At 69.3% G+C, this 20,781-nt stretch carries 19 protein-coding genes and 1 tRNA gene; 12 read left to right on the top strand and 8 right to left on the bottom strand.

Translation table 11 applies throughout. The features are described 5' to 3' along the window. Nucleotides 1-184: 184 nt before the first annotated feature. Complete coding sequence (locus tag LXT13_RS25235) at nt 185-1,162, top strand: GMP reductase (RefSeq protein WP_233375080.1); 978 nt, start codon at nt 185-187, stop codon at nt 1,160-1,162. 89 nt (nt 1,163-1,251) lie between these two features. Continuing rightward, complete coding sequence (locus LXT13_RS25230) at nt 1,252-2,745, top strand: amidase (RefSeq protein WP_233375079.1); 1,494 nt, start codon at nt 1,252-1,254, stop codon at nt 2,743-2,745. Here the strand turns inward: LXT13_RS25230 and LXT13_RS25225 are convergent. From LXT13_RS25225 to LXT13_RS25210, 4 genes are read right to left on the bottom strand one after another with little or no spacing between them, the layout of a single operon-like run. Then, nucleotides 2,723-3,817, bottom strand: coding sequence for a sensor histidine kinase (locus LXT13_RS25225; protein WP_233375078.1), 1,095 nt, complete (start codon nt 3,815-3,817; stop codon nt 2,723-2,725). The two genes, LXT13_RS25230 and LXT13_RS25225, sit on opposite strands and share 23 nt — an antisense overlap. Continuing rightward, complete coding sequence (locus LXT13_RS25220; protein WP_233375077.1) at nt 3,814-4,518, bottom strand: response regulator transcription factor; 705 nt, start codon at nt 4,516-4,518, stop codon at nt 3,814-3,816. Before LXT13_RS25220 ends, LXT13_RS25225 begins: the two co-directional genes overlap by 4 nt. A 7-nt stretch (nt 4,519-4,525) precedes the next feature. Then, on the bottom strand, nt 4,526-4,813 hold the full coding sequence (locus LXT13_RS25215) for an ATP-binding protein (protein WP_233375076.1): 288 nt from the start codon (nt 4,811-4,813) through the stop codon (nt 4,526-4,528). Further along, the gene (locus LXT13_RS25210) at nt 4,813-5,253 is read right to left on the bottom strand and encodes a Spy/CpxP family protein refolding chaperone (RefSeq protein WP_233375075.1); all 441 of its coding nucleotides are present in this window, start codon (nt 5,251-5,253) and stop codon (nt 4,813-4,815) included. The genes LXT13_RS25215 and LXT13_RS25210 overlap by 1 nt, the downstream gene beginning before the upstream one ends. A 189-nt stretch (nt 5,254-5,442) precedes the next feature. Here LXT13_RS25210 and LXT13_RS25205 point away from each other — a divergent pair, with 189 nt between their 5' ends. Further along, the gene (locus LXT13_RS25205; protein WP_233375074.1) at nt 5,443-8,259 is read left to right on the top strand and encodes a valine--tRNA ligase; all 2,817 of its coding nucleotides are present in this window, start codon (nt 5,443-5,445) and stop codon (nt 8,257-8,259) included. Here the strand turns inward: LXT13_RS25205 and LXT13_RS25200 are convergent. Then, nucleotides 8,250-9,194, bottom strand: coding sequence for an NAD(P)-dependent oxidoreductase (locus tag LXT13_RS25200; RefSeq protein ID WP_233375073.1), 945 nt, complete (start codon nt 9,192-9,194; stop codon nt 8,250-8,252). The genes LXT13_RS25205 and LXT13_RS25200 overlap by 10 nt on opposite strands. An 84-nt stretch (nt 9,195-9,278) precedes the next feature. Here LXT13_RS25200 and galU point away from each other — a divergent pair, with 84 nt between their 5' ends. Beyond that, nucleotides 9,279-10,172 (top strand): UTP--glucose-1-phosphate uridylyltransferase GalU, encoded by an 894-nt coding sequence (gene galU / locus LXT13_RS25195; protein ID WP_233375072.1) that lies wholly within the window; start codon nt 9,279-9,281, stop codon nt 10,170-10,172. 63 nt (nt 10,173-10,235) lie between these two features. Here the strand turns inward: galU and LXT13_RS25190 are convergent, their stop codons facing one another. Then, complete coding sequence (locus LXT13_RS25190) at nt 10,236-10,463, bottom strand: sulfurtransferase TusA family protein (RefSeq protein ID WP_233375071.1); 228 nt, start codon at nt 10,461-10,463, stop codon at nt 10,236-10,238. A gap of 17 nt (nt 10,464-10,480) precedes the next feature. Beyond that, nucleotides 10,481-11,377 (bottom strand): cysteine synthase CysM, encoded by an 897-nt coding sequence (gene cysM / locus LXT13_RS25185; protein ID WP_233375070.1) that lies wholly within the window; start codon nt 11,375-11,377, stop codon nt 10,481-10,483. A 90-nt stretch (nt 11,378-11,467) separates the two neighbouring features. Here cysM and LXT13_RS25180 point away from each other — a divergent pair. Next, nucleotides 11,468-11,552, top strand: a tRNA-Leu gene (locus LXT13_RS25180). Nucleotides 11,553-11,640: 88 nt separating this feature from the next. Continuing rightward, on the top strand, nt 11,641-12,219 hold the full coding sequence (locus tag LXT13_RS25175; RefSeq protein WP_233375069.1) for a rhomboid family intramembrane serine protease: 579 nt from the start codon (nt 11,641-11,643) through the stop codon (nt 12,217-12,219). Here LXT13_RS25175 and LXT13_RS25170 read toward each other — a convergent pair whose 3' ends face one another. Further along, nucleotides 12,220-13,080 carry an NAD-dependent epimerase/dehydratase family protein gene (locus LXT13_RS25170; RefSeq protein ID WP_233375068.1) on the bottom strand — a complete coding sequence of 287 codons (861 nt, stop codon included), beginning with the start codon at nt 13,078-13,080 and terminating at the stop codon, nt 12,220-12,222. Nucleotides 13,081-13,150: 70 nt separating this feature from the next. Between LXT13_RS25170 and LXT13_RS25165 the strand changes: the two genes are divergently transcribed. The 6 genes from LXT13_RS25165 to LXT13_RS25140 all read left to right on the top strand — a co-directional run bounded on the left by LXT13_RS25165 (nt 13,151) and on the right by LXT13_RS25140 (nt 20,755). Further along, on the top strand, nt 13,151-14,173 hold the full coding sequence (locus LXT13_RS25165) for a CDP-6-deoxy-delta-3,4-glucoseen reductase (RefSeq protein WP_233375067.1): 1,023 nt from the start codon (nt 13,151-13,153) through the stop codon (nt 14,171-14,173). Between the two features lie 58 nt (nt 14,174-14,231). Beyond that, entirely contained in the window at nt 14,232-14,960 is a 729-nt protein-coding gene (locus LXT13_RS25160; protein WP_233375066.1) for a 2OG-Fe dioxygenase family protein, read from the top strand. A gap of 51 nt (nt 14,961-15,011) precedes the next feature. Continuing rightward, entirely contained in the window at nt 15,012-15,614 is a 603-nt protein-coding gene (locus tag LXT13_RS25155; RefSeq protein ID WP_233375065.1) for a DUF6151 family protein, read from the top strand. Nucleotides 15,615-15,732: 118 nt separating this feature from the next. Continuing rightward, a complete protein-coding gene (locus LXT13_RS25150) occupies nt 15,733-16,788 on the top strand; it encodes a Leu/Phe/Val dehydrogenase (RefSeq protein WP_233375064.1) in 1,056 nt (351 codons plus the stop codon). A 142-nt stretch (nt 16,789-16,930) separates the two neighbouring features. Then, nucleotides 16,931-18,415, top strand: coding sequence for an OmpP1/FadL family transporter (locus LXT13_RS25145; RefSeq protein WP_233375063.1), 1,485 nt, complete (start codon nt 16,931-16,933; stop codon nt 18,413-18,415). A gap of 12 nt (nt 18,416-18,427) precedes the next feature. Continuing rightward, nucleotides 18,428-20,755, top strand: coding sequence for an alkaline phosphatase D family protein (locus LXT13_RS25140; protein ID WP_233375062.1), 2,328 nt, complete (start codon nt 18,428-18,430; stop codon nt 20,753-20,755). Nucleotides 20,756-20,781 lie beyond the last annotated feature (26 nt).

Raw genomic sequence — 20,781 nt, 5'->3', positions numbered from 1 at the left:
TATCGACCCGATCGGCCGCGCAGCGGCGAAGCAGCTTGCGTAGAATCAATCACCGGGCCCAAATTTTGGCGTCCGGTTTTTTCTGCCCGCTGCGAAGCGGGCGGGCAGGCCGGGACGGCCAAGTCAAGCGCTCGCAGACAGGCGCGCACTGCTCCAACGCGCGCCGATTGATGCGACCTGGACCATGGAAATCTTCGACTACGACAACATCCTGCTGCTGCCGCGCAAGTGCCGCGTGGAAAGCCGCTCCGCCTGTGACACCTCCGTGCAGTTCGGCCCCCACCGGTTCAAGCTTCCCGTCGTGCCGGCCAACATGAAGACCGTGGTGGACGAGTCCATCACCGAGATGCTGGCCCGCAACGGACACTTCTACGTGATGCACCGCTTCGACCTCGACAGCCTGGCCTATGCCCGGTCGATGCGCGCCAAGGGCCTGCTCGTGTCGTTGAGCGTGGGCGTGAAGCCGGCGGACTACGCGCTCGTCGACCAGCTGGCGGCGGAGAGCGTGGGCGCCGACTACCTGACCATCGACATCGCCCACGGCCATGCCGAGAGCGTGCAGCGCATGATCGGCCACATCAAGCAGAAGCTGCCGGGCGCCTTCGTCATCGCCGGCAACGTCGGCACACCCGAGGGCGTCATCGACCTGGAGAACTGGGGCGCCGACGCAACCAAGGTCGGCGTGGGCCCGGGCAAGGTCTGCATCACGCGGCTCAAGACCGGCTTCGGCACGGGCGGCTGGCAGCTGTCGGCGCTGAAGTGGTGTGCCCGCGTGGCCACCAAGCCCATCGTCGCCGACGGCGGCATCCGCCACCACGGCGACATCGCCAAGAGCGTGCGCTTCGGCGCCGCGATGGTGATGGTCGGCTCGCTGTTCGCCGGCCACGAGGAGTCGCCCGGCACGACGGTCGAGGTCGACGGCAAGCGCTTCAAGGAGTACTACGGCTCGGCCAGCGACTTCAACAAGGGCGAGTATCGGCACGTGGAAGGCAAGCGCATCCTCGAGCCCATCAAGGGCCGCCTGGCCGACACGTTGCGCGAGATGCAGGAAGACCTGCAGAGCTCGATCTCCTATGCGGGCGGCACGCAGCTCGCTGACCTGAAGAAGGTCAACTACGTGGTGCTGGGTGGCGAAAACGCGGGTGAACACTTGTTCATGTAATCGCCGCAGGCGAGCGCCGAGTGCGTAGCGCGATGTCCACGTCTGGGCGCAGCCAGAATGCCGGCCCATCCGGTTCACCAAGGCTACCCATGGACTTCGCCACCTACCGTTGCCACGACGCCACCTCGCTCGCCGCTGAGGTGGCCGCCGGGCGCGTTAGCCCCAAAGCGCTGCTCGATCTGGCGCTGGCGCGGCTGGCCGAGGTCCAGCCCGCGCTCAACCCCGTCTGCCGGCTCATGGACGCCGACGCCCGCGCCCAGCTAGCACGCGGCGTGGGCAGCGGGCCGCTGGCAGGCGTCCCCACACTCATCAAGGACGTGGCGCAGGACTATGCCGGCCAGCCCACCGGCTGGGGCAGCCGCGCCTACGCCACGCTGCCGCCGCCGCGCCAGCACGCCCATGCGGTGCGCCGACTGCTGGAGGCCGGCCTCGTCGTCTTCGGCAAGACCAATGCGCCCGAGCTGGGCCTGAAAGGCGTGACCGACCCGCAGGCTTACGGGCCCAGCCGCAACCCGTGGGACCCGGGCCGCACGCCCGGCGGCAGCAGTGGCGGCGCGGCGGTCGCCGTGGCGTCGGGGGTCGTGCCGATGGCCGCGGGCAACGATGGCGGCGGCTCGTTGCGCATACCGGCCGCCTGCTGCGGCCTCGTGGGTCTCAAGCCGTCCCGCGGGCGGGTCTCGGCCGGCCCTGCGCAGGGCGAAGTGTGGTTCGGTGCCTGCAGCGAGGGCGTCATCTCACGCAGCGTCCGCGACACCGCGCTGGCGCTGGACATCCTCAGCGGCCCCGAGCCCGGCGACCCGGTCACCCTGCCCGCGCCGACCCTGCCCTTCGTTCAGCAGCTGCGGTCGCCGCTGCGGCGGTTGCGCATCGCCTGGTGCGCCGACTCGCCCATCGGCGAGCCGGTCCACGACGAGGCCCGCCTGGCCGTGGAGCGCGCGGTCGCGCTGCTGCGCGGGCTCGGCCACAGCGTCGAGGCCGCGCAGCCCGACATCGACGGCCGAGCACTGGCCAACAGTTACCTGCACCTCTACTTTGGCCAGGTGCCGGCGGCCATCGCAAATGCGGTGGCTCAAGGCGGCCGCGAGGAGGACTTCGAACCCATGACGCGGCTCATCGCCACACTGGGCCGGGCCACCAGCGCGCAGACGCTGACCCAGGAACTGCTGCGCTGGAACAACTACGCCCGCGGCCTCGCCGCGCTGCACGCGCGCTACGACCTATACCTGACGCCCACGCTGGCCTCGCCGCCCGTCAGGCACGGCACCGGCGACCCGCCCCCGGCGCAGCTCGCCGTGCTCGGCGCGCTGCGGGCGTCGGGCCTGCTGGCGCTGCTGAAGCGCGCCGGGCTCGTGGAGGGCGTCATCCGCCAGATGGCGGCCGACAGCCTTCGCCATGTGCCGTTTACGCAGCTGGCCAACCTGACCGGCACGCCCGCGATCTCCGTGCCGCTGCACTGGACGAACGACGGCCTGCCCCTGGGTGTGCAGTTCGTCGCAGCACCCGGCGAGGACGGTCTGCTCCTGCAGCTGGCGGCCGAGCTGGAAACGGCGCAGCCGTGGTTCAACCGGCTGCCGCCAGCGTGAACGTCACCGCCGCTTCGAAGCCCGGCTCGGCATTGCGCAGCACCAGCGGGCTGCCATGTGCCTCGGCCACCAGCCGGCACAGGCAAAGGCCCAGCCCCACGCCGCCCTCCTGCCTGGTGCGAGCCGTATCAGGCCGGTAGAAGGGCTGACCCAGTTGCGCCAGCGCCTCGGGTGGCACGCCCGGGCCATGGTCGCGCACCGCCAGGCGCACGCCCTGCCCGGCGCGAGCCAGCGTGACCTGCACGGCGCCGCGCTCGCCATAGTTGTGCCGCAACGCGTTCTGCACGAGATTGCGCAGCAGCAACTGCACGCGGAGCCGGTCCAGGTGCAGCGCAGGCAGCCCGGGTTCGATCTGCAACTCGACGCCCGGCTGCGCCTGCTCACGCACCAGCCCGGCCAGGTCGCAGTCGGCCAGCTGCAGCGCACGGTGGCCACCGCCCAGGCGCTCGCTCTCCAGCAGCGCGCTGATGAGGTCGCGCATCTGCGCCAGCTCGTCCAAAAGTGCGTCGCGCGAAGGCCCCTCGCCCACCATTTCGGCATGCAGCCGCGCCCGTGTGAGTGGGCTGCGCAGCTCGTGGCTGAGGGCCAGCAGCAGCGCGCGCTTGCCGTCCAGCATGGCCTGGATGTCGTCGGCCATCTGGTTGAAGCGCAGCGCCAGGTCGCCGATCTCGTCGCGGTGGATGACGGGCACGCGGTGGTCCAGCTCACCCCGACCAAAGGCCTCGGCACCATCGGCCAGCGCATGCAGCGGCTCGACCATGTGGCGGATCATCGCGAAGGCCAGGCCGGTGACCAGCAGCAGCGCCGGCACGGCCCACAGCAGGCCGTAGGCGCTGCCCATTGACGCCCACAGGATGCCGCTGCCGGCGCAGGCCAGCACGATGAAGACGGCGATCAACCGGGCACCGAGCGAGCGCTTGAAATGCGCGCGCTGGCGGTGCCAGCGCTGGTGCCAGCGGTGCCGCGCCCGCCAGTGCCACTGCATGTCGCGCCGGATGGCAAGTTCCATCTTGCGCTGCTTGCGCCGCTTGCGCGCCAGCCCGTGGTGGTCGTAGGGGTGGAAGCGCCTCACGACGTCCGCTCCGGCAACGCAAAGCAGTAGCCCGCGTTGCGCAGCGTCTTGAACACCTGCAGCGGCTCCAGCTTGCGGCGCACGCGACTGACGAGGATGTCCACCGCGCGCGTGTAGAGCTCGGCCTCCTGGCCGCGCAGCCGGTTCAGGATGTCGTCGCGCGAGAACACCTTGCCCGGCTCGCGGGCCAGCATCAGCAGCAGCTCGTACTCCATGCCGGTCAGCTCGACGAGCCCGCCCGCCCTGCGCACCTCGCGGCGCACGGTGTCGATCTCCAGGCCGTCGAAGCCGAGCCTGTCCGTCGCCGGTGCGGCGGCGACGGGCGTCAACCGCGTGCGGCGCAGGATGGTCTGCAGCCGCGCGGCCAGCTCGCGTGGCTCGAAGGGCTTGGGCAGGTAGTCGTCGGCACCCAGCTCCAGGCCCACGACGCGATCGGTCAGGTCGCCGCGCGCGGTCAACATCAGCACGGGGATGTCACGCCATGCGTCCTGGCCGGAGCGCAGTCGGCGGCAGAACTCGAAGCCGTCCATCTCGGGCAGCATGCCGTCGAGGATGAGCGCATCGAAACGCTCGGCCGCCAGCCGCTGCAGCGCGAAGCTGGGCCGCGTGACGGCCTCCAGCTGAAGGTCGAAGCGGGCCAGGTATTGCGTCAGTGGGCCGGCCAGGGCCTCGTCGTCATCGATCAGCAGCAGTCGGTGCATGGGGGGATTATTCGGCGCGCACCAGCGTGATGGCGCGCTCGGGGCAGGCCTTGACGCAGTGCCCGCAGGCCTCGCAGGCGGCCGCATTGGGCGTGAACGCCTGTTCCCAGCCATGGGCCATGCCGCGCAGCTTGCCGAAGAGGCTCAGGCCCTGCCGGTCCTCGGGCGACAGCTTCCCGAGGTGGAAGACATTGAACGGACAGACCGCCAGGCAGTCGCCCTTGCCCTCGCAGCGGTTGCGGTCGATGCGCGGCTGGAAGCGACCGCGTGGCTGCGTGCCGCAGCGCGCGTCCATCAAGCCACACCCCGCCGGCGGCCATGGCTGAAGCGCCGCAACATGAAGCGCAGGGCCTGGCGCTGTTCCGCGTCCAGCGCATCGAAGAAGTCGGCAAACGCCGCGATGAGGCCCGGACCGGCCGCGCGCAGCGTGTCGAGCCGGGCATCCAGCAGTTGCTGGGCCGACTCGCGGGCGAATTGCTCGCCCGCGACGAGCGCGGCCAGCTCGGGCCCGCTGGCCAGGCTCTTCATCGTGTCGCGCTGCTGCTGGAGCTGGCCGAGCCAGGTGGCCAGCCGGCGCTGCTGATCGTCGTCGAGGTCCAGGCGGGCAGCGGCTCGCGCCACGAGGTGCCCGGCGGAACCGCCAGCGTGATCGCCGAAAGGATGGCCACGGCGGCCGTGGCCGCCGTGGCGGTGGTGGAAGTCGTGATGCGCGTGCCAGTGACGAAAGATGTTCATGGCGGTGCTCCGTGGGCGCTCTGGCCCGGTGGTTGGGATGGCGCTCATGATTCCGCGCGACGCTTGGCTGCGCATCTCCGCCGGGTATCGCCGGGTTTCGTTTTGTATCGCCATGGGAGGGGCGCCCTAAAATCGCCAGTCCTCCTCACGACTTGCTCCGCCCGCGGAGCGCCAGCCGAGACCTTGCCCGTGACCGAACTCGCCAAGTCCTTCGAACCCGCCGCCCTTGAAGCCCAATGGGGCCCGAAGTGGGAGGCCGCCGGCCTGTACGCGCCGACGCTGGACCCGGCCAAGCCCTCCTTCAGCATCCAGCTGCCGCCGCCCAACGTGACGGGCACGTTGCATATGGGCCACGCCTTCAACCAGACGGTGATGGATTCGCTGACGCGCTACCACCGAATGAAGGGCGACAACACGCTGTGGGTGCCGGGCACCGACCACGCCGGAATCGCGACGCAGATCGTCGTCGAGCGCCAGCTGCAGGCCGCCGGCCAGAGCCGCCATGACCTGGGCCGCAAGAACTTCGTCGCCCGAGTGTGGGAATGGAAGCAGGAAAGCGGCAACACCATCACGAGCCAGATGCGCCGCCTGGGCGACTCGGTCAGCTGGAGCCATGAGTACTTCACGATGGACGAGAAGCTCTCGACCGTCGTCGTCGAGACCTTCGTGCGGCTCTACGAGGAAGGCCTGATCTACCGCGGCAAGCGCCTCGTGAGCTGGGACCCCATCTTGCAGTCCGCCGTGTCGGACCTGGAAGTGGCCTCCGAAGAGGAGGACGGCTCGCTGTGGCATATCCGCTATCCGCTGGCGGACGGCAGCGGCTCCGTCGTCGTGGCCACGACGCGGCCCGAGACGATGCTGGGCGACGTGGCCGTCATGGTCCACCCCGAGGATGAGCGCTACGCCGCGCTGATCGGTAGGCTGGTGAAGCTGCCGCTGACGGACCGCGAGATTCCCGTCATCGCCGACGACTACGTGGACCGCGAGTTCGGCACCGGCGTCGTCAAGGTCACGCCCGCGCACGACACCAACGACTACGCCGTCGGTCAGCGCCACGGTCTGCCGATGATCTCGGTGCTCGACCTGCAGGCCAAGATCAACGACAACGCGCCTGAAACGTATCGCGGCCTGGACCGCTTTGTCGCCCGCAAGCGCATCGTGGCCGACCTGGAGGCCCTGGGCCTGATGGTCGAGATCAAGAAGCACAAACTGCAGGTGCCGCGCTGCGAGCGCACCGGCCAGGTCATCGAGCCGATGCTGACGGACCAGTGGTTCGTCGCCGTGACCAAGCCCAGCGCCGACGGCAAGAGCATTGCGCAGAAGGCCATCGACGCCGTCGACACGGGCGCCGTCAAGTTTCACCCCGAGCAGTGGGTCAATACCTACAACCACTGGATGGGCAACCTGCAGGACTGGTGCATCTCACGCCAGCTGTGGTGGGGCCACCAGATTCCGGCCTGGTACGGCACGGACGGCGAGCTGTTCGTCGCGCGCAGCGAGGACGAGGCCCGCGCCAAGGCCAAGGCCGCCGGCTACCTCGGCGAGCTGACGCGCGACCCCGACGTGCTGGACACCTGGTACTCGTCGGCGCTGGTGCCGTTCTCGACGCTGGGCTGGCCGGAGAAGACGCTGGAACAAGCGCTGTTCCTGCCGTCCTCCGTGCTCGTGACCGGCTACGACATCATCTTCTTCTGGGTGGCCCGGATGATCATGATGACGACGCACTTCACCGGTAAGGTGCCGTTCAAGGACGTCTACATCCACGGCCTGGTGCGCGACTCGCAGGGCCAGAAGATGAGCAAGTCCGAAGGCAACGTGCTGGACCCGGTGGACCTCATCCAGGGCTGCGACCTGGAGACGCTCACGAAGAAGTCCACCCAGGGCCTGCGCAAGCCGGAGACCGCGCCCAAGGTGGCCGCACGCGTGAAGAAGGAGTTCCCAGACGGCATGCCGGCCTACGGTGCCGACGCGCTGCGCTTCACGATGGCCAGCTACGCGAGCCTTGGCCGCAACATCAACTTCGACACCAAGCGCTGCGAGGGCTACCGCAACTTCTGCAACAAGCTGTGGAACGCGACGCGCTTCGTGCTGATGAACACAGAAGGCCTGGACTGTGGCCTCGCGCACGACCAGGGCGCCTGCCCGCCCGGCTACAACACCTTCTCGCAGGCCGACCGCTGGATCACAAGCGAGCTGCAGCGCGTGGAAGCCGCCGTGGCCCAGGGCTTTGCCGAGTACCGTCTGGACAACGTCGCCAACGCGATCTACAGCTTCGTCTGGGACGAGTACTGCGACTGGTACCTCGAGATCGCCAAGGTACAGATCCAGACCGGCGACGAGAGTCAGCAACGCGCCACGCGCCGCACGCTGATCCGCACGCTGGAGACGACGTTGCGCCTGCTGCACCCGATCGCGCCGTTCATCACCGAGGAGCTGTGGCAGGCCGTCGCGCCCATCGCTGGCCGCAAGACGGTCGACTACATCGGGCAGGCGCCTTACCCCGTCGCCCAGCCCGAGCGCATCGACGCGGTGGCGGACGCGTGGATGGCCCAGCTCAAGGCCGTCGTCGGCACAACGCGCAGCCTGCGCAGCGAGATGAGCCTCAGCCCCGCCGAGCGCGTGCCGCTGCTGGTGGGCGGCGACCTGTCCTTCCTCAGCGAAGCCGCGGCCGTGCTGAAGGTGCTGGCCAAGCTCAGCGCCGTCGAGCTGATTGCCGACGACACCGAGTTCGCGAAGCAGAGCGCCACGTCGCCCGTGCTCGTGCATGGCGCGGCCAAGCTCGCGCTGAAGGTGGAGATCGACATTGAGGCCGAGCGCGCCCGGCTGACCAAGGAGATCACGCGGCTGGACGGCGAGATCACGAAGGCCGAGGCCAAGCTCGGCAACGAGAGCTTCGTCGCTCGCGCGCCGGCCGCCGTCGTCGAGCAGGAGCGAGCCCGCGTGGCTGGCTTCAAGGAAACCGTCGTCCGCCTGCGCGAACAGCTCGGCCGGCTCGCTCAGTCGTAAACCGCGGCCGGCGCGTGCGGCTTGGCGCCGCGCGGCGCCGGGCCCAGCAACTCGTCGATACCACGCGCCACGGCCCAGGCCGCCCGCACGCGGGACTCGCGCGTCGTGCCAGCCAGCCGCGGCGTCACCTGCAGCGATGCAAGGCCGTGCAGCGGCCGGCCGGACTCCAGCCAGCCTGGCTCCAGGCAGTCGAACCACGCGGCCAGCAGCCTGCCGCCGCGCAATGCGCGCGCCAGCGCGACCTCCTGCACCAGCCCCGACTGGCTCAGGCCCACGAGCACCTGGCCGGGCCGGGCCGCTTCAAGCTGACGATCGCCCACCAGCCCGCGATAGCGCTCGTAGTACGGCAGCAGCAGCACCAGCCCGTCGCTCTGTTCCATCAATTGCGCCAGGCTGAGCGGCTCGATGCCCCAGCGCAACCACGTCGAGTCATTGGGGTGCAGTGATGGGTCGTAGCCGACCACCCGGGCACCGAAGGCCTGCAGCAACTGCGTCAGCACCTGGGATGTGGGCGTCAGCCCCAGCAGGCCAATCGTGGAGCAACCGAGCTCGCGGCCGACCTTGAGGCCATCGCTGCCCTCGACGGGCACGCGCCGCAGCAGGCTCAGCAGCGCGCCGATGGCGAACTCGGCCTCCGCACTGGCCGTCGACGCCTGCGAGCGCACGACTTCCACGCGGGCCTTTCGGCAGGCGTCGATGTCGATGTTTTCGGCGCCGCCGCTGGCGCGGCCGATGGCGCGCAGGTCCGGCGCCCCGCGAAGCAGATCAGCATCGATGCGCACTTCAGGTGGTGCCACCAGCGCGCGCGAATCCCGCAACGCGGCCTGCAGGCCCTCCGTGTCGCCGACCAATTCCGGCGCGAAACGGGCGTCATGCCGCTCCGCCAGCCACTGCACCACATCGGCTTCCAACGGTTCCAGGATCAGGACACTCATGCTCTTCTTCTGTCCGACGCCGGGCGACCAACGTCACCACTCGGGTGACACAATCCCGGCGCTTTTGCTTCAACCAGTGTACTCATGGCCTCTTCGTCCACATCGCCGATCACCAAAGCCATCTTCCCCGTAGCCGGCCTCGGCACGCGCTTCCTGCCCGCCACGAAGGCCCAGCCCAAGGAGATGCTGCCGGTCGTCGACAAGCCGCTGATCCAGTACGCGGTCGAGGAGGCCTACGAGGCCGGCGTGCGCGAGATGATCTTCGTCACCGGTCGCCACAAGCGGCCCATCGAAGACCACTTCGACATGACCTTCGAACTGGAAGTAGCGCTGGAGAACTCGAATAAGCAGGAGCTGCTGGACGTCGTCCGCAGCGTCAAGCCCGACGACATGGAATGCATCTACGTGCGCCAGGCGCAGGCGCTGGGCCTGGGCCACGCGGTGCTGTGCGGCCGCCGGCTCGTGGGCAACGACGCCTTTGCCGTACTGCTGGCCGACGACCTGATGGTGGGCCCCCGGGCCGGCCACGGCGTGCTGAAGCAGATGGTCGAGCAGTTCGCCGAATGGCGCGCCTCCATCCTTGCGGTTCAAGAAGTGCCGCCCGAGCACACGCGCCGCTACGGGATCGTGGCCGGCACGCAGGTCAACGACAACCTGATGGACGTCAACCGCATCATCGAGAAGCCCGCCCCCGAGGACGCACCCTCTCGCCTGGGCGTGGCCGGCCGCTACATCCTGACGCCGGGGATCTTCCATGAGATCGCCAACCAGCCGCGCGGCGTAGGCGGCGAGATCCAGCTGACCGATGGCATCGCCGGCCTGCTGCGCCGCGAGAAGGTGTTCGCCTACCGGTACGAAGGCAAGCGCTACGACTGCGGCAGCAAGGAAGGCTTCCTGCAGGCCAACGTGGAGCTGGCGCTGGCGCACCCGCAGCTGGGTGCGGGCTTCAAGCAGTTCCTGCAGGAACTGGCGCTGTAAGCAGCCTCGTGCCCGCCCCGCCGCCTGCGTCGCCCCGTTGAGGACAGCCGGTACCGGGGTGGCTTACCTGCGGCGCAGCACGTGGATGAACTCGGTGCCGGCGGTGTCCTGCCGCACCAGTTCATTGCCTGTCTGGCGGGCGAAGGCCTGGAAGTCGCGCATCGAGCCGGGATCGGTCGCTACGACGCGCAACAGCTCGCCGCTCTGCATCTCGGCAAGCGCCTTCTTCGCCTTCAGGATGGGCAGCGGGCAGTTCAGGCCCCGGGTGTCGATCTCGCGTTGGACGTCCATCGTTGCATTCTCGCTGCTCAGGCCGGGAACACGCCGGTCGACAGGTAGCGGTCGCCGCGGTCACAGACGATGAAGGCGATGGTCGCGTTCTCGACCTGCTTCGCGATCTGCAGCGCCACCCAGCAGGCGCCGGCCGCAGAGATGCCGGCGAACAGGCCCTCCTCGCGGGCCAGCCGGCGGGCCATGTCCTCGGCATCGGCCTGGCTCACCAGCACCAGTTCGTCGACACCTCTCGGGTCGTAGATCTTCGGCAGATAAGCCTCGGGCCATTTGCGGATGCCCGGAATGCGCGAGCCCTCGGACGGCTGCGCGCCGACGATGCGCACGGCCGGGTTCTGCTCCTTAAGGAAGCGTGACGTGCCGGTGATCGTGCCGGTCGTGCCCATCGCGCTGACGAAGTGCGTGATGCGGCCGCCCGTGTCCTTCCACAGCTCGGGGCCGGTCGTCTCGTAGTGCACCCGCGGGTTGTCGGCGTTGGCGAACTGGTCCAGCACGCGGCCCTTGCCCTCTCCCGCCATCTGCTCAGCGAGGTCGCGGGCGTACTCCATGCCGCCCGTCTTGGGCGTCAGGATCAGCTCCGCGCCGAAGGCCTTCATCGTCTGCGCCCGCTCGATGGACAAGTCCTCCGGCATGATCAGCACCATCCGGTAGCCGCGAATGGCCGCCGCCATCGCTAGCGCGATGCCGGTGTTGCCCGAAGTCGCCTCGATGAGCGTGTCGCCAGGCTTGATCTCGCCGCGCTCCTCGGCGCGCCTGATCATGCTGATGGCCGGCCTGTCCTTCACGGAACCCGCCGGGTTGTTGCCCTCCAGCTTGGCCAGCACCACGTTGCCGCGCGTGTCGGCACCCGGCAGCCGCTGCAGGCGCACGAGCGGTGTCGCGCCAATGACATCTTCGAGGGTCGGATAGTTCATGCCGACGATTGTGGCAGCGAGGCCAAGCCATCAGCCTTGGCGAGTGCATAATCCAGCCCCTCGCCACCATGGCGAACGCGAAGTCCGATGGCCCGGGTGGCGAAATCGGTAGACGCAGGGGACTCAAAATCCCCCGCCGCAAGGTGTGCCGGTTCGAGTCCGGCCCCGGGCACCAAAGGACTCGCACCCCTGTCATACACTCAACTGGCAAGCGTCGGCTTTCCCGACGCAAGCGCCCTCCCCGGGCGCCAGAGCCGCGACTCATGCCCCCGCTGCCTCCGGTCACCAAAGCCTTCCTGCTGGCTTGCGTCGGCTTCTTCTGCTTCTTCGAGCTGTTCCCTGAACTCGGCCCCTGGTTTGAGCTATGGCCGGTGACGTCGGGCTTCTTCCGGCCGTGGCAGCTGATCAGCTACGCCTTCCTGCACGCAAGCTTCACGCACCTGCTGTTCAACATGCTGGGCCTGTGGATGTTCGGCGGCGAGCTGGAACGCGTCTGGGGCCCGCGCCGCTACGCGCAGATCCTCGTGGCCAGCACGCTCAGCGCGGCGCTCGTGCAGCTGATCTTCACGTGGGCCATCGGCGCACGCTCGCCGACGGTGGGCGCGTCGGGCGCCATCTTCGGGCTGCTGCTGTCCTTCGGCATGCTGTTCCCCAACCGCATCATCGTGCCGCTGATCCCGCCGATTCCGATGAAGGCCAAGGTCTTTGTCGCGATCTTCGGAGGGCTGGAGCTGATCCTCGGCTTCAACAGCGCCAGCGGCGTCGCCCATTTCGCCCACCTGGGCGGCATGCTGGGCGCGTGGCTGCTGATCCGCCACTGGCGCTCGTCGCGCCGCCGATGACTACAAGCCGTCGCGCGGCGTCGGATAGCGCAGCTTCAGCCGCAACTCGGCCTTGAGCCTGGCGTTCGCGATGCGCCGAGACTCGCTCCAGAAGCTCAGCTGCATCGCGCCCATGCGCTCGGCCGCTTCCGCGCGCGTGATGCGCTCGGGCCGCGGCAGGCCGGCCAGGTCGGCGGCCAGATCGAAGTAGTCACCCATCAGCAGATCGCTGTCGTCGCAGACGTTGACGGCCCGCTGCGGCCGACCGCGCAGCAGCGCCAGCAGGCAGGCACGGGCCAGGTCGTCGGCATGGATGTGGTTCGTGTAGACATCGTCCTGACGCCGCAGCACCGGCGTGCCGCGCGCCAGCCGCTCACGTGGATGACCGCCTTCTCGGTCTCGGGCGTAGATGCCCGGTATGCGCAGCAGGCTCACGCGCGTGCCATGGCGGCGGCCGAAGGCGCGCAGCTGCGCTTCGGCGTCGACACGGCGGGCGGCGCGGTCGGTGGCGGGGTTCAAGGCGCGGGTCTCGTCCATGAACGCGCCAGCGCAGTCGCCGTAGACACCGGTCGTGCTGGCATAGACCAGCGCCGCCGGCGGCTTGCGTGAGAGCGCCTGCAACAGGTGGCGCGTGCGCTCGTCCGTGGCGCCATCGCGGGCCGGCGGCGCCAGGTGCAGCACGCGGTCGGCCAGGCCGGCCAACCGCGCCAGAGTGCCCGGCTGGTCGAGGTTGCCCCACAGCGGCTCGGCGCCGGCGGCGCGCAGCGCGGGCGCGCGCGCGACGCTGGACGTCAGCGCCAGCACGCGCCAGCGGCCGGCCAGCAACTTGACGACGCGCAAACCCACGTCGCCGCAGCCAATGATCAGAAGTCGGGTCGTCATGGCCTCGGGCAAAATGCGGCGCAGTCTACGGCCCCGGGATCTCGTTCGGGGCCGCTTGCTTTTCGTGCCCATGCCCTATCAGATCACCATCCAGCCCGCCGGCCGCGTCTACCAGGCCGAAGGCGACGACACCCTGCTCGGCGCCGCCATCCGCAACGGCGTCGGCTTGCCCTACGGCTGCAAGGACGGCGCCTGCGGCTCCTGCAAGAGCAAGCTGCTCGAAGGCGCCGTCATCCACGGCAACCACCAGCCCAAGGCGCTGTCCGCCGAAGAGGAAGCCGCCGGCTTCGTGCTGACCTGCTGCGCCAGGCCGCAGACCGACTGCGTCGTGGAGGCGCGCACGGTGCCCGGCGCCGGCGAATTCCCGGTGCTGAAGCTGCCCACCCGCGTGGCCGCCATACTGAAGCCCGCGCCCGACGTGGCCGTGCTGACGATGCAGCTCGCCGCCAACCAGAACTTCCAGTTCCGCGCCGGCCAGTATGTCGAATTCATCCTGCGTGATGGCGCGCGGCGCAGCTACTCGATGGCCAACGCGCCGCACTCGCTGCCGGGCCAGATCGAGCTGCACATCCGCCACATGCCCGGCGGCAAGTTCACCGATCACGTCTTCGGCGCGCTGAAGGAGAAGGACATCCTGCGCATGGAAGGACCTTTCGGCAGCTTCTTCCTTCGCGAGGACAGCAACAGGCCCATCGTGCTGCTGGCCAGCGGCACGGGCTTCGCGCCGATCAAAGCCATCATCGAACGCGCCCGCCACATCGAATCGACCCGCCCGATGGTGCTGTACTGGGGCGCGCGCAAGCAGGCCGACCTCTACCTCGGCGACTGGGTGGCGCAGATCGCCGCCGAATGGCCGCAGTTGACCTATGTGCCCGTGCTGTCCGAGCCGGACGCGGGCTGGAGCGGCCGCACCGGCTTCGTCCACCGTGCGGTGATGGAGGACCTGCCGGATCTCTCGGGCCACCAGGTCTATGCCTGCGGGGCGCCCGTCATGGTGGAGTCGGCCCAGCGGGATTTCGTCGCCCAGTGCAAGCTGCCCGACGAGGAGTTCTACGCGGACGCCTTCACGTCCGAGGCCGACAAGCACCAGTGAAGGCTCGTATTCGCCTCCTGGCGAATGCGCGCCGCATCTACAAGCACCTGACTTGATCATGTTCGAACCGCCCTGGACCGCTCCCGCCGATGTCATCGGCTCGCTCAAGCGCGATGGTCAGGCGGTGCTGGCGCCGGCCTCGCTGGACACGCTAGGCGTCACCGCCGCCGAGCTGGACGCACTGAAGCCTTGCTGGCATGACCTCCCCCCCGACGGCTACCTGCGCGACGGCGGGCGCTACCGCTTCCGCCGCCACGGCTGCTTCGTCGCCGACGGCGACACGCTGACGTTGGCGCCGCACCGTGCCCATTGGCAGCCGCTGGACTACAACGCGCTGCATGGCGGCATCCAGCGTTGGTACGTACCGCTGGCTCAGGAGATGGTCGGTTCGCCGGCCTGGGCCGCCCTGCTGCTGGGGCTGGCCCGCATCACGTCGGCCTTCAAGGGCGAGCAGCCTTGGTTCATCGAGGCGCATCCCTTCCGCATCGACACCAGCGACGGCATCGGCCGTCCGACGCCCGAAGGCGCCCACCGCGACGGCGTGGACCTGGTGGCCGTGCTGCTGGTGGACCGCCACGCCATCAAGGGCGGCGAGTCGCGCGTCTTCCAGGCCCACGGCCCGGCCGGCCAGCGCTTCACGCTGACCCAGCCCTGGACGGCTTTGCTGCTGGACGACGCGCGCGTAATCCACGAAACCACGCCCATCCAGCCTGCCGTCCCCGGCGAACGCGGCTGGCGCGACACCCTCGTGCTGACACTGCGAAGCGGCAGCTTCCAGGGCCCCTGATCCACCGGCGCGGGCCGGTCCTTCCGCAGTTTTTCGTCAAGGAGCATGACGTTGAGCTTGGACATCCAGTGTCAGTGCGGGCAGTTCCAGGCCCGGCTCAAGGCCTTTCCCAACAACACGCCCGGCCGCCTCGTTTGCTATTGCGACGACTGCCAGCGCTACCTGCATCACCTCCAACGTGCCGACCTGCTGGACCCGAACGGGGGCACGGAGGTGATTCCGGCCTATCCGGCCGACGTCGAGATCACGCGCGGACGCGAGCACCTGACCTGCACCCAGCTGTCGCCCCGCGGCACCTTCCGCTTCTCCACGTCGTGTTGCAACACGCCCATCGTCAACACACGTCCTGGCGCGCCGTGGGCCGGCTTCATGCGCTGCGTCTACACGGCCGGCGGCCATGCGCTGGAAGTGGATGAACGACTAGGCCCCGTGCGCAGTCGCATCATGGGACGCCACGCCCAGGGGACCCCGCCTGCAGGTACGCCGGACAGGTTCAACCTGAGGGCCATGCTTTCGGTCATGCCCTTCCTGCTGAAGGGCAAGCTGCTCGGCAAGGCCAGCCCCTCGCCGTTCTTTGCCGACGATGGCGTGACGCCCATCGTCACGCCTCACGTCGTGGGTGAGGCCGACAGGCAGGCGCGCCCCGGCGCGTGATTTGCGCGGGTGGCGTGCGCGGACAAACGGACCGGCGCCCCGCCCTAAACTGCAGGAAGTTGCGCCAAAAGCGTGGCTTTCCTCATCCACCGACCGCGCCCACCCGGCGCCGACCGTCATGACCTTTACCTCTCTCTTCGGCCTGCCCGAGCAGCCTGCCCACGAACGCGTGTTGCTCACCACGGACCCGGCCACTGGCCTGCAGGCCATCCTGGCCGTCCACAGCACGGCCCGCGGCCCCGCGTTCGGCGGCTGCCGCTTCTGGCACTACGACTCCGACCTCGCCGCCCTCCACGACGCGCTGCGCCTGTCTCAGGGCATGAGCCTGAAGAACGCGCTGGCCGACCTGCCGTTCGGCGGCGGCAAGGCCGTCATCCTGAAGCCGCGCGGCGACTTCGATCGCGACGCACTCTTCGCCGCCTTCGGCCGCGCCGTGCAGTCGCTGCGCGGCAGTTACATCACCGCCGAGGACGTCGGCACGACGACGACCGACATGCGCGGCGTGCGGGCCATCACGCCCTATGTGAGCGGCATCCCGCGCGACGGCGCCTTTGGCGGCGACCCAAGCCCCAAGACGGCCTGGGGCGTATTCGTCGCCATCCAGGCCGGGGCCCGCCATGTGCTGGGCCGGCCGTCGCTCGACGGCGTGCGCGTCGCATTGCAGGGCCTGGGCGCAGTGGGCTGGCACCTGGCCGAATTCCTGCACCAGGCGGGCGCCCGGCTCGTCGTCACGGATGTCGATGCCGCCAAGGTCGAGCGGGCGGTCGTCCAGTTCGGCGCGCAGGCGGCGCCTGTCAACGAGATCCTCGCGGCCGACGTCGACGTGCTGGCGCCCTGTGCGCTGGGCGCCGCGCTGAATGCGCAGACTGTCCCGGTCATCCGCGCGCGGATCGTCGCCGGTGCCGCCAACAACCAGCTTGCCACGCCCGCCGACGGTGACGCATTGCAGCAACGCGGTATCTGCTACCTGCCCGATTACCTGGTGAATGCCGGCGGCATCATCAGCGTCGCCCGCGAATACCGCGGCGAAGGCGACGAGGCGGCCGTCATGGCCGAAGTCGGCCGCATCGCCGAGCGCGTCGAAGAGCTGCTGGATCGCGTGCGCGTGGCGGGCACGACGCCTGCCCGCGTGGCGGACGACTGGGCACGCGCCAAGCTGGTCCAGACGAGCTGACGCTGCGCAGCCCGGGCGCGGGACGATCCCGCGCCCTCTACGCTCTAGAGAGACCTCTCCACCCCAGGGTTTGCCTTGGCTGGAATGGCGCCGGTGGCTGCAGAGAATCCCACCGGAGTTACATCGAATAACGGAGACAAGCATGACCCCACACCGACTCCCTGCCGGTCGCCGGCATCCCCTGGCCGTCGCGCTGGCGTTGCTGCCACTGGCGATGGCCGCCTCCCACGTGCAGGCGGCCGGTTACCGCTTCGGTACGCAGAGCGCCGCGGCCGAAGGCACGGCCAATGCCAACGGCGCCGAAGCGGCAGATGCGAGCACGCTCTTCGCCAACCCGGCGGGCATCACGCGGCTGAACGGCTGGAACGTGTCCGCCGTGCTGGACTACGTGGATGCCAACGCCCGCTTCACCGACCAGGGCTCCACGATCTCCCTGCCCGGCAGCGGCCTGCAGCCGCGCTCGACCGCGACCGTGGGCGACAGCTTCAAGTTCGCCAAGCCCGCCGTCGTGCCGCACATGTACGCCAGCTATCGTGCGTCCGACACGTTGGCCTACGGCCTCGGCATCTTCGTGCCCTGGGGCACGAAGATCGAATACCGGCCGGACTGGGGTGGCCGCTACAACCTGCAGAAGGTCGAGCTGAAGTCGTTCTCCTTCAACCCTAACGTCGCCTGGAAGGCCACGCCCGAGCTGTCCCTGGCCGGTGGCGTGAACCTGCAGTACATGGAGGGCAAGCTGCGCCGCGCCGTGCCGTACGCGTCGGCCTATGCCAAGGGTCTGCTCGCCGCGGCGCAACAGGCGTCTGGCGCCGGCGCGCCGGGCCTGGCGCTACAGCTGCAGCAACAGGCTGCGCAGGTGTTCGGAAACCCGAGCTATGACGGCTCCATCGCCGTCGAAGGCAAGGACTGGTCGCTAGGCTTCAACTTGGCGCTGCTGTGGGAGCCCACCGCCGGCACGCGCGTGGGCCTGACCTACCGCAGCAGCGTCAACCAGAAGCTCAAGGGCAGCGCCGACTGGACACAGCCGAGCACGTTGCCGGCCAACGTACTTGCGGCTATCACTGGCGCGCCCTATAACGGCACGAGCGCGCTGGACCACAACGACTCCGATGCCAGCGTCTCGGTGCGCACGCCAGAATCCGTGTCGCTGCATGGCTTCCACCAGCTCACGCCGACGGTTGCCGTTATGGCCGACTACACCTGGACGCGCGACTCGCGGCTGAAGCAGCTGCGCATCGATTTCGCCAGCACGACGCCCGACTCCATCACGCCCGAGCACTGGAAGAACAGCTCCAAGGTGTCCATCGGAGCGCAATGGAAGGCGCTGCCCTCCGTGCTGCTGCGCGCCGGCTACAGCCGCGACCTGTCGCCCGTGCCGTCCATCACGCGCAGCCCGGCGCTGCCGGACGCGCACCGCACGTGGCTGGCGCTCGGCGCCAACTGGGCCGTGACGGATGCGACCAGTGTGGACTTCTCCTTCGGCCACGTGAAGCTGAAGGACGCCTCCATGAACATCACGGACGACGCCGAGGGCGAGACGCCCTGCAACTGCTCTTTCGGCACCGCACGCGGCAATCTCAACACCAAGGCCACCATCGTCGGTGTCCAGTTCAACGTCAAGTTCTGAGGAGACCACGCCATGGACCGTCGCAGTTTCCTCCGCCGCAGCGCCGCACAAGCCGGCGCCCTCATCACCGCGTCCACCGCGCTGTCCAGCCTCGTCGGCTGCGGCGGCGGTGGTGACGCCGGCGCGCCCGTCGGGCCGCTGCCCGCCAGCTTCCCCGGCACCACGACGCCGCTGCCCGACACGCCGGCCGCCAGCGGCGCGTTCAAGTTCCCGCAGTCCGTCGCCTCTGGCGACCCCAAGCCGGACGGCGCCGTGCTGTGGACGCGCGTCGTGCCCAACAGCGCCGATGAAGTGACCAGCGCCACCGGCGCCGGCAGCTTCACCGTCAAGCTGGCCATCAGCAGTACGGCTGGCAACGCCGCCAACCTCGGCACGACCACCGCGCTGACCGGCGGGGTCGACGCCAGCGCCGACGTGCCGGTCTACGAGTTCTATGACCACACGCTGCGCCACCGCATCAGCGGCCTGAAGCCCGAAACCGTCTACTACTACCAGTTCACCGCCGGCGACAGCCGCTCGCGCGTGGGCCGCTTCAAGACGGCGCCGGCCGCCGAGACCGACAACGCGGCACTGAACTTCGCCTTCATCTCCTGCCAGGACTGGAGCGTCAACCACTGGGCCGGCATGGACGCGCTGGCGCAGGAGGACATTGACTTCATCGTCCACCTGGGTGACTACATCTACGAGGCCGTGGGCGCCGACTACCAGGCCGGCGGCGTCGAGGCCGCCCATGCGGCGCTGGCGCTGCCCAGCGGCACGACGGTGCCCAGCGAAGGCAAGGTCGCCACGACGCTGTCGGACTACCGCTACCTCTACAAGCGCTACCGCACCGACCGCCGGCTGCAGAACCTGCACGAGCGCTTCGCCTTCATCGCGATCTGGGACGACCACGAGTTCAGCGACGACTGCTGGCAGGACCGCGAGACCTACGATAACGGCACGTTCAACACGACGACGCAGGTGGGCGACAACACCGCCCAGACCTCGCGCCGCGTGGCCGCCAACCAGGCCTGGTTCGAGGCCATGCCCGCCGACGTCAGCTTCACGCTGGACCCGGGCCAGGGCATCACTGGCATCCGCATCTACCGCGACCTGAAGTTCGGCAAGCTGCTGCATCTCGTCATGACCGACGAGCGCCTGTACCGCGCCGACCACCTGATCCCCGAGGCCGCCCCCAACCCGGCCACCGGCCAGCCCCTGGGCTCCATCGGCTCGCGCTACCTGGTGCCGGCCGCCACCCTGGCCACGGTAGAGGCGGCCAAGGTCACCGCCGGCGCCAACCTGCCCGACCCGCTGGCTCTGGTCAGCGTCCTCGGCGGCGCACAGCGCCAGTGGTGGGTGCAGACGATGACCTCGTCCACCGCGCTGTGGAAGGTCTGGGGCAACGAGGTGTCGCTGCTGCGCATGGGCATCGACGGCGCCAAGATCCCCACGGCGCCGGCCGCGTTCAAGACCAAGTTCGTCATCAACGCCGACCAGTGGGACGGCTTCAACGCCGAGCGCAAATACCTGATGGGCCAGCTGCTGGCCAAGGGCGTCAAGAACGTCGTGGCCGTCACCGGCGACATCCACGCCTTCTATGCCGGCGTGGTCATGGCCGACTACGGCGCGGCCACTCTGACGCCCGCAATGGTCGACCTCGTGACGGCCGGCGTGTCCAGCAATTCCAGCTTCAGCTACTTCTACGGTGCGGCTTCGCAACCCACGTTCGCGGCCATCAAGCCGCTGGTGGCCACCAGCGAGGCCGAGGCCGAAGGCATCGCGATCCAGATGCTCAGCGCCGCCGTCGCGATAGCCGCCGGCGTGACCGACCTGACCGACACCAACGCCATCAAGGCGGCCGTGGCGGCGGCCATCGGTGCCGGCCAGCTGCCGGCCGCCGCCGTCGCGCCAACCGCGGGCCTGTCCACGGCCGTCGTCAACACGTTCAACGAGACGATGGCCGGCACGATGGGCACGCTGGTGGCCGGCACCATCGCCGGGCTGGCGGCGGCAAGCAAGTCGGTGGCTGCAATGACGCTGTACGGCCTCATCCAGCAGAAGCTGGCGACGGCGCTGGGCATCCCGACCTCGGCCGTGCCGGCGGCCGAGATCGTCAAGCGCCTGAACCCCTTCGCCGACTCGACCACGGCCGTGGCACCTCCCGTCAACAACCCGTGGATCAAGCACGTGGACAGCGATGCGCAGGGCTACGCGGTCGTGTCGCTGAGCAAGACCGAACTGCTGTGCGACTTCAAGAAGCTGGCCCGCCAGGTCGGCGGCGTCGCCCCGGCGGCGCCGGTGGCCAGCGTCAAGCGCCTGCGCGTGGCGGCCGGCGTCACCGACGTCACGGTGGTCTGAACCTCGTCGCGCTCAAACACAAACGC

This window comes from Pelomonas cellulosilytica (genome assembly GCF_021353265.1).
GTDB lineage: Bacteria > Pseudomonadota > Gammaproteobacteria > Burkholderiales > Burkholderiaceae_C > Pelomonas > Pelomonas cellulosilytica.
Note: the sequence above shows the minus strand (reverse complement) of the source record. Positions and strands in the feature narration are given on the sequence as shown.